Origin of the sequence: Streptomyces sp. NPDC014889, assembly GCF_043081205.1 — a bacterium.
In the GTDB taxonomy this organism is placed as follows: domain Bacteria; phylum Actinomycetota; class Actinomycetes; order Streptomycetales; family Streptomycetaceae; genus Streptomyces.
The window spans coordinates 38,044-45,178 of sequence record NZ_JBIBWH010000002.1; the positions used below are offsets into that span (position 1 = coordinate 38,044).

Consider the following 7,135-nt stretch of genomic DNA (forward strand, 5'->3'; position numbering starts at 1 on the left):
ATGGACCATGCCATAGCGGACAGTCACGCCACTGTGACGATCAGTCACAGCGCGAACAGGAGTCACCAGACCCCCCAAAGAGTGCAATGCGGAGATTCCGCCCACAGTGGAGCACAGTTGGACGGATGGAGTCCTCCCCGGACTCCTTGTCCTATTTTGGCACGAGGAGTGGCAAGCGGCGCAAGGGTCGGGTAAGTGCTGTCCGTCACCCTTGATGCAAACGCCCGGATCGGAACCTACGTCCCGTCAGCTCCCGGAAACGCCCTCGACGGTACGCGGTTCACGCCCCCGTCCGACCGTGATCTGCATCACTTCTCATGCCGGTCCTGGCGGGGCGTCAGTTCGCGGACCGCCGGTCGCGGACCGCCCGCCAGCGTTCCACCAGCCGTCCGTACGCCTCCCCGGCGACCGCCCCGTCGCCCTGCCGCAGCGCCTCGATCCCCTCGGCCACATCGGCGGCCGAGTGGTCGCCCTCCAGCTCACCGGCCGGCAGCGCGTGCACCAGACCGCCGTAGTCGAGTTCCACCAGCGAACGCGGGTGGAACTCCTCCAGCCAGCGTCCGACGTCCACCAGGCCGTCGATCATCGGCCCCTCGTCGATGGCGTCCTTGAGGGCCCGCAGCCCGCGCGCCACCCGCCGCCGCGCCTGCACCATCGGCGTCCGGTAGCGCAGCACCGGCACGTCGTCCCCGAAGCCGGCGGGGGCGCCGGAGTCCCCGGAGCCCTTGACGTACTCCCGCTCCTCGTCGGAGACCAGCACGAACCAGTTGAGCGGCACCTGCCAGGTCGCGGTGCGGATCCAGGGGCGGGCGTCGGGGTTGTCGGCCAGCCAGCGCTCGTAGTCCTGGGTGGCCTGGTGGCGCACCAGCGGCGGCAGCACCGCGTCCAGCACGACGGCCGGGAACTCCTCGGCGAGGTCGCCCAGGGCCTGCCAGCCGCGCAGCCGGGTGCGCCAGGGGCAGACGCAGACCACCCCGTCGACGTCGAGCACGAACGCGTCCGGGCTCTCGTGCACCGGAACCGGCATCGGCGGGGTGGGCAGCAGGTCGGCCAGGGAACGGCGCAGTTCGTCCTGGTAGGAGGGGCGGTCGGGGCGGCGGGCATAGCGCGCCCAGTGGCTGCGCTCCGGCTCCGGGAAGGCGGCCAGCGGCTCGTAGACGCGCAAGTAGGTCGCGTACGGAACGACCACGGAGGACACCTTGGGCACGCCTGCTCCCTCCCCACCGGACCGGACCCGAAACCCGCCCGGCCCGCACCCGGGTGGACGGAAAACCACTGCAAATCGTCCCACGCCCGGGTGGCGGCGTACTCCGGGGGAGGGTGATCCCGACCACCAGGGTCATGGAAGCCGGGGTCAGGGTCTAATCTCCTGCTGAGCGGCCCACCGGCCGCCGCCCACCACCCCTCCTGCCGCCCCCGCCACCACAACGCGCGGGGGTCCTCGGAGGGTCAGTCCCCGCTCGCCGCTACTTACCCGGGAGTCACCACCGTGACCGACGTGACCAACGGCGTCCTGCACACCCTGTTCCACTCGGAGCAGGGGGGTCATGAGCAAGTCGTGCTCTGTCAGGACCGCGCCAGCGGCCTCAAGGCCGTCATCGCCATCCACTCCACCGCCCTGGGCCCCGCGCTCGGCGGCACGCGCTTCTACCCGTACGCGAACGAGGAGCAGGCCGTCGCCGACGCGCTGAACCTCGCGCGCGGCATGTCGTACAAGAACGCCATGGCCGGCCTGGGCCACGGCGGCGGCAAGGCCGTGATCATCGGTGACCCGGAGCAGATCAAGACCGAGGAGCTGCTGCTCGCCTACGGGCGGTTCGTCGCCTCGCTCGGCGGCCGCTACGTCACCGCCTGCGACGTCGGCACGTACGTGGCCGACATGGACGTCGTGGCGCGCGAATGCCGGTGGACCACCGGCCGCTCGCCCGAGAACGGCGGCGCCGGCGACTCCTCGGTGCTGACCTCCTTCGGCGTCTACCAGGGCATGCGCGCCTCCGCCCAGCACCTGTGGGGCGATCCGTCGCTGCGCGACCGCAAGGTCGGCATCGCGGGCGTCGGCAAGGTCGGGCACCACCTCGTCGAGCACCTGCTCAAGGAGGGCGCCCAGGTCGTGATCACGGACGTCCGGCAGGACGCCGTGCAGCGCATCGTCGACACGCACCCCGCCGTTCAGGTGGCGGCCGACACCGACGCGCTGATCCGCACCGAGGGTCTGGACGTCTACGCCCCCTGCGCCCTCGGCGGCGCCCTGAACGACGACACCGTGCCGGTGCTGACCGCCAAGGTGGTGTGCGGCGCGGCCAACAACCAGCTCGCCCACCCGGGCGTCGAGAAGGACCTCGCCGACCGCTCGATCCTCTACGCGCCGGACTACGTCGTGAACGCCGGCGGTGTGATCCAGGTCGCCGACGAGCTGAACGGCTTCGACTTCGACCGGTGCAAGGCGAAGGCGTCGGAGATCTTCGACACCACGCTCGCCATATTCGCACGTGCGAAGGAGGACGGGATTCCGCCGGCTGCCGCGGCCGACCGGATCGCCGAGCAGCGGATGTCGGAGGCCCGGAACGCCCGGAACGCCCGCTGACGGCACGGCGGACATCGCACGTCCGTGCGGTACCTGCCGGTGGACGGTTGGAGAGAACTCTCACTTCCACCGGCGGGTCGTCTGCGGATAAGTGGTTAAAATCGCCACTGACCAGCAAGGACAGGCTTCCTCTACGGTTCTGTGCACACGCGCGTCCGGTGGGCGACGTACCGTATGGGCGCGGGCTCAGGTACCGTGGAAGCCCTACGGACCGGTCTCTCCATGGAGAGCCCGTTCCGGATCATGAACGCGTGTCAGACTCTGGGGCCGTTGAGCCCCGTCGTTGAGGGGGTCGAGCCATGGGGCGCGGCCGGGCCAAGGCCAAGCAGACGAAGGTCGCCCGCCAGCTGAAGTACAACAGCGGTGGGACGGACCTCTCACGCCTGGCCGAGGAGCTGGGCGCATCAACGTCGAATCAGTCACCGAACGGCGACCGTTTCGAGGACGATGAGCACGACGACGACCTGTACTCACGGTACGCCGAGTTGTACGAGGACGACGACGAGGACGAGGACGACAACTCCTCGCGGCAGCACCGTCGCGGCGCATAGCGCCCGCGGCGGCTCAGCCGTCTCCGGCGTGCCGTAGGCATCGCACCTCACCCGGTCCGGGGCTCACGCACCGGACCGGGTTTCGTGCGCCCGCCGACGCCCACCGGGCATCGGCGGCCGGAGCGTGCCGGTCACGGTGCGCCTCACGCGTGGTCCCCCACCAGGGCCGCGCCCGTGGGGTGCGCGCCGCGGTCGGTGATCTCGCCGGCCACCCAGGCGTCGACGCCTCGGTCGGCCAGGGTGGCGAGGGCCACGTCGACCGACTCCTCGGGCACGATCGCGATCATGCCCACGCCCATGTTGAGGGTCTTCTCCAGCTCCAGCCGCTCGACGTCGCCGGTCTTCGCGACCAGGTCGAAGACGGGGGCCGGGGTCCAGGTGGCGCGGTCGACCACGGCGTGCAGACCGTCCGGGATCACCCGGGCCAGGTTGGCGGCGAGTCCGCCGCCGGTGACGTGGCTGAAGGCGTGCACCTCGGTGGTGCGGATCAGGGCCAGGCAGTCCAGGGAGTAGATCCTGGTCGGCTCCAGCAGTTCCTCGCCGAGGGTGCGGCCGAGGTCCTCGACGTGCGCCTCAAGCGGCAGCCCGGCCTGGTCCAGCAGCACATGCCTGACCAGGGAGTACCCGTTGGAGTGAAGCCCGGAGGACGCCATGGCGATCACCGCGTCACCCTTACGGATGCGATCTTGGCCGAGCAGCCGGTCCGCCTCCACGACGCCGGTGCCCGCGCCGGCGACGTCGAAGTCGTCCTCGCCGAGCAGACCCGGGTGCTCGGCGGTCTCGCCGCCGATCAGCGCGCAGCCGGCCAGGACGCAGCCCTCGGCGATGCCCTTGACGATGGCGGCGACCCGCTCGGGGTGGACCTTGCCGACGCAGATGTAGTCGGTCATGAACAGCGGCTCGGCGCCGCACACCACGATGTCGTCCATGACCATGGCGACCAGGTCGTGGCCGATGGTGTCGTACACGCCGAGCCGGCGGGCGATGTCGACCTTGGTGCCGACGCCGTCCGTGGCGGAGGCGAGCAGCGGGCGCTCGTAGCGCTTGAGGGCGGAGGCGTCGAAGAGGCCGGCGAAGCCGCCGAGGCCACCGAGCACCTCGGGGCGGCGGGTCTTCTTCACCCACTCCTTCATGAGTTCTACGGCGCGGTCGCCCGCCTCGATGTCGACGCCGGCGCTCGCGTAGCTGGCGCCAGTGGTCTCGGAAGACATGACCTTGGGAACCTTCGTGTCGTCTTGCGTGCTTACGGGCGGCGGATCGCGTCGGCCGCGGCCGTGGCGGCCGGGCCTGCGGCCAGCTCGGACTCCAGAAGCTGCTTGCCGAGCAGCTCGGGGTCGGGCAGTTCCATCGGGTACTCGCCGTCGAAGCAGGCACGGCACAGGTTCGGCTTGGCGATGGTGGTCGCCTCGATCATGCCGTCGATGGAGATGTACGCCAGCGAGTCGGCGCCCAGGGAGGTGCCGATCTCGTCGATGCTCATGCCGTTGGCGATGAGCTCGGCCCGGGTGGCGAAGTCGATGCCGAAGAAGCAGGGCCATTTCACCGGCGGCGAGGAGATGCGGATGTGCACCTCGGCGGCGCCGGCCTCCCGCAGCATCCGCACCAGGGCCCGCTGGGTGTTGCCGCGTACGATCGAGTCGTCGACGACGACCAGGCGCTTGCCCTTGATGACTTCCTTCAGCGGGTTCAGCTTCAGGCGGATACCGAGCTGGCGGATGGTCTGCGAGGGCTGGATGAAGGTCCGGCCGACGTAGGCGTTCTTCACCAGGCCGCTGCCGAAGGGGATGCCGGAGGCCTCCGCGTAGCCGATGGCGGCGGGGGTGCCGGACTCCGGGGTCGCTATGACGAGGTCGGCCTCGGCAGGGGCCTCCTTCGCCAGGCGGCGGCCCATCTCGACCCGGGAGAGGTAGACGTTCCGGCCCGCGATGTCGGTGTCCGGGCGGGCCAGGTACACGTACTCGAAGACACAACCCTTGGGCTTCGCTTCCGCGAATCGGGAGGAGCGCAGGCCGTTCTCGTCGATGGCGACGAACTCGCCGGGCTCGATCTCGCGGACGAAGCTGGCGCCGGTGATGTCCAGCGCGGCGGTCTCCGAGGCGACGACCCAGCCGCGCTCCAGGCGGCCCAGGACCAGCGGGCGGATGCCCTGCGGGTCACGGGCGGCGTAGAGGGTGTGCTCGTCCATGAAGACGAGACTGAAGGCGCCCTTGACCTGCGGCAGGACGGCGTGGGCCGCCTCCTCGATGGTCAGCGGCTTGCCGTCGGCGTCGACCTGGGCGGCCAGCAGGGCCGTGAGCAGGTCGGTGTCGTTGGTGGCCGCGACACGGGTGGAGCGCCCGTTGGTGTCCTTCGGCAGGTCGGCGACCAGCTCGGCGAGCCGGGCCGTGTTGACCAGGTTGCCGTTGTGTCCGAGGGCGATCGATCCGTGCGCGGTGGCGCGGAACGTCGGCTGGGCGTTCTCCCACACGGAGGCGCCGGTGGTCGAGTAGCGGGCGTGTCCGACCGCGATGTGACCCTGGAGGGAGCCGAGGGAGGTCTCGTCGAAGACCTGGGAGACCAGTCCCATGTCCTTGAAGACGAGGATCTGGGAGCCGTTGCTGACCGCGATGCCCGCGGATTCCTGGCCCCGATGCTGGAGGGCGTACAGCCCGAAGTACGTGAGTTTCGCGACCTCTTCACCCGGAGCCCAGACTCCGAAGACGCCGCACGCGTCCTGGGGGCCCTTCTCGCCGGGGAGCAGGTCGTGGTTGAGTCGTCCGTCACCACGTGGCACGCGTCCGAGTGTAGGCGAGGTCGACCACTGGTCCGAATTGGGGGATGCGCGCCGGTCCGGGACCACTTTCCCGCCGCTTCTTGCGCGCCATCGGCGTTTCAGCAGGTCAGAGGGGTGTGTCGATGATCCATCCGTCGGCCCGGGCACTGCGGGAACGGGGCTGCGGACTTTTCCCGGGCGGACGTGAGTGAGGTGTCGCACATCATTCGGACCGTGGATGCCGCGGTGAGCGCGTTCAGGCCAGGAGCGGCAGCAGCCCGCCGAGATCGGCCCGCTCCCCGCTCGCGCTGACCCGGGCGGCCGCCACGGCGTCCCCCCAGGACAGCCGGCCGGCGGCCAGCCGGACCCAGGTCAGCGGGTCGGTCTCGACGACGTTGGGCGGGGTTCCGCGGGTGTGCCGGGGGCCTTCCACGCACTGCACGACGGCGAACGGCGGGATGCGCACCTCGGTCGATCCGCCGGGCGCCCGGGCGGCGAGCGCGTCGGCGAGCAGCCGGGTGGCGGCGGCCAGCGCCTGGCGGTCGTAGGGGATGTCCAGGCCCGGCACGGCGGCGTTCAGGTCGTCGGTGTGGACGACGAGCTCGACGGTGCGGGTGACCACGTAGTCGGCCAGCGGCAGGGCGCCCGCGCTGGTGCCGAGCAGCCGGGTGCCGGGGTGCGCGGCGAGAGCGGCCGTGAAGTCCCGCTCGGCGGCGTCGAGGTACGCGCCCAGGTCGGGGTTCCGCTCGGCGAGCTCGCGGGCGTGGGCGGCGATGGCTGGGGCGTCGGCGCCGATGGCCGACGGCCAGTCGAGCAGGGCGCCGTCCTGCCGGGCAGGTTCGGGCTCCTCGAGCAGCCGGCCGACGGCCGTCAGGGCCATGCCGACATGGGCGACCAGATCCCGCACGCTCCAGTCCCCGAGCCGCGTGGGCAGCGCGAGCTGCTCGGCACTCAGCCCGCTCACGGCCTCCCGCACATGCCCGGACTGCGCCAGCACGGCACCACGGGTCCTGCCGGGATCGTAGGTCCGGGACCGAGCACGCTTCTTGACCGGAGACATGACAGTGAGCCTATGCCTTCAGGGCCCGGCCCCACCGGCCCGTGACCGTGGGGAACGCGGTGGGGGCCCCCCCCCGGGGGGGGGGGGCCCCCCCCCCGGCCCCCCCCCCCCGCCGCCCCCCCCCCCCCGGGGCCGCCCCGCCCGGGCCCCCCCCACGGGGGGGAGGGGGCCCACCACCCCCCCCCGGC

The 7,135-nt window shown here is 71.5% G+C and carries 6 protein-coding genes; 2 read left to right on the plus strand and 4 right to left on the minus strand.

The features are described 5' to 3' along the window. Window positions 1-337: 337 nt before the first annotated feature. On the minus strand, window positions 338-1,207 hold the full coding sequence (locus ACF09J_RS03235) for a hypothetical protein (protein WP_392303670.1): 870 nt from the start codon (window positions 1,205-1,207) through the stop codon (window positions 338-340). Between the two features lie 282 nt (window positions 1,208-1,489). Between ACF09J_RS03235 and ACF09J_RS03240 the strand changes: the two genes are divergently transcribed. Both ACF09J_RS03240 and ACF09J_RS03245 read left to right on the plus strand, forming a co-directional pair. Next, window positions 1,490-2,584: a Leu/Phe/Val dehydrogenase gene (locus ACF09J_RS03240; RefSeq protein WP_392303671.1), complete on the plus strand. Its 1,095-nt coding sequence runs from the start codon at window positions 1,490-1,492 to the stop codon at window positions 2,582-2,584. Window positions 2,585-2,883: 299 nt separating this feature from the next. Further along, complete coding sequence (locus ACF09J_RS03245) at window positions 2,884-3,135, plus strand: DUF3073 domain-containing protein (RefSeq protein WP_361419022.1); 252 nt, start codon at window positions 2,884-2,886, stop codon at window positions 3,133-3,135. A 143-nt stretch (window positions 3,136-3,278) separates the two neighbouring features. Here ACF09J_RS03245 and purM read toward each other — a convergent pair whose 3' ends face one another. The 3 genes from purM to ACF09J_RS03260 all read right to left on the minus strand — a co-directional run bounded on the left by purM (window position 3,279) and on the right by ACF09J_RS03260 (window position 6,947). Continuing rightward, window positions 3,279-4,346, minus strand: coding sequence for a phosphoribosylformylglycinamidine cyclo-ligase (gene purM, locus ACF09J_RS03250; RefSeq protein WP_392303672.1), 1,068 nt, complete (start codon window positions 4,344-4,346; stop codon window positions 3,279-3,281). A gap of 32 nt (window positions 4,347-4,378) precedes the next feature. Then, window positions 4,379-5,908, minus strand: a complete 1,530-nt coding sequence (gene purF, locus ACF09J_RS03255; RefSeq protein WP_392303673.1) for an amidophosphoribosyltransferase — start codon at window positions 5,906-5,908, stop codon at window positions 4,379-4,381. 235 nt (window positions 5,909-6,143) lie between these two features. Further along, entirely contained in the window at window positions 6,144-6,947 is an 804-nt protein-coding gene (locus ACF09J_RS03260) for a sterol carrier family protein (protein WP_392303674.1), read from the minus strand. Window positions 6,948-7,135: the final 188 nt, after the last annotated feature.